The sequence below is a fragment of the Amphibacillus jilinensis Y1 genome, from assembly GCF_000306965.1.
GTDB classification, from domain to species: domain Bacteria; phylum Bacillota; class Bacilli; order Bacillales; family Amphibacillaceae; genus Amphibacillus_C; species Amphibacillus_C jilinensis.
Map to the genome: position 1 here is coordinate 1 of NZ_AMWI01000076.1, position 1,298 is coordinate 1,298.

2 protein-coding genes are annotated in these 1,298 nt (G+C 37.1%); both read right to left on the bottom strand.

The window, feature by feature from the left end:
* Positions 1 to 594 (bottom strand): IS3 family transposase (locus tag B494_RS21050; protein ID WP_161603079.1); only part of this gene is annotated, 594 nt, incomplete at its 3' end.
* Entirely contained in the window at positions 552 to 1,229 is a 678-nt protein-coding gene (locus B494_RS0100430; protein WP_017470381.1) for a helix-turn-helix domain-containing protein, read from the bottom strand. The genes B494_RS0100430 and B494_RS21050, both read right to left, overlap by 43 nt.
* Positions 1,230 to 1,298: the final 69 nt, after the last annotated feature.

A 1,298-nucleotide genomic window follows, 5' to 3' on the forward strand; every position in this document is an offset into this window, starting at 1 on the left:
AAGTGTCTTGAATACGAGTTGATTATTGTTGGAGTGTCCTAGAACATAACTTATAATAGATCCGTCATAAAGATCACGGATGGCACTTAAATAGGCCTTTTTTGATTGGCCATACTTAAATTCTGTCACGTCCGTTACCCATTTTTCATTTGGTTTCTCGGCTGTAAATTCACGATTTAATATATTGTCTGCCACATGTTGAGGTGTAGAGCGTTTATAGTGCTTCTTCTTGACACGAATGAGAGAGCGTAATCCAGCCACTTTCATCAACCGATAGATTCTTTTATGATTAAACTTCTCCTCGAACTTTCTATTCATGTGAAGCAGCATTTGGCGATAACCAAATATGCCATCCACTTTTTCATGGAGAGCTTTCATCTCTTTGATAATTTCTTTATTTAGTATTTCTCTGGAGGAAGGTGTACGGTTAAGCCACTTGTAGTATGCAGATCGTGCAATTCCTGCAATTTCACAAAGTAAACGAATGCTTAAACCTTCATCCTGGTGAAGCTCTTGAATAGCGATATATTTATCCTCAAACCGGATTTGGCTTATTTTCGCCTCCTTTCGATCTCCTCTAACTTTTTTAAGAATAAATTCTCCGCACGTAACCGTTCATTTTCTCTTTCTAACTTTTTCATTTGAAGGTTGGTTTTCTCTTCTGGAGTTAGCTTAGCTTCTTCTTTCTTATGACCACGTTTATCTTTCAGCGCTTCATCTCCACCATCTTCATACTTCTTAACCCACTGATAAACTTGTTGATAAGAAACATTATAAGTATTAGCTGTTTCTTGATAATTTTTTTCGTTCCCCAGGCAATCCATTACAATCTGTATTCGTTCTTCCCAAGTCGTTTTTCTTCCCTTAGTCATAGCGCTCGTCCTTCCTTTTGACGTGTCTTTTAAATCTCTATGACTATTATACTTCTTTGTCCAACCTCTGAGGACAGAAGTACTCGATATTTCATACAACCTAACCACCGCACGTATCGAATACTTCCCAGACAGATAATCTCTAATGGCAGCTAGCTTCAATTCCTTTGAATACTTTTTCCAAGTGGAAGACGCTTTTAGACCCTCCAAACCATACTTATCATACTTGTGTTTCCAGTCCACAATCGTTGTATGGTGCACATTATATTTTGACTCAAGTTCATATGTTGAACACTGCTTATCTAATTTCTTTAATACCTCGTATTTCTCTTCTGCAGAGTAAGATCTTTTGGACATAATAAATACTCCCCTATAAGCAGTCAGATTTTTATTTTTTAATCTGTCTACCTTTAGGGGAGCATATCA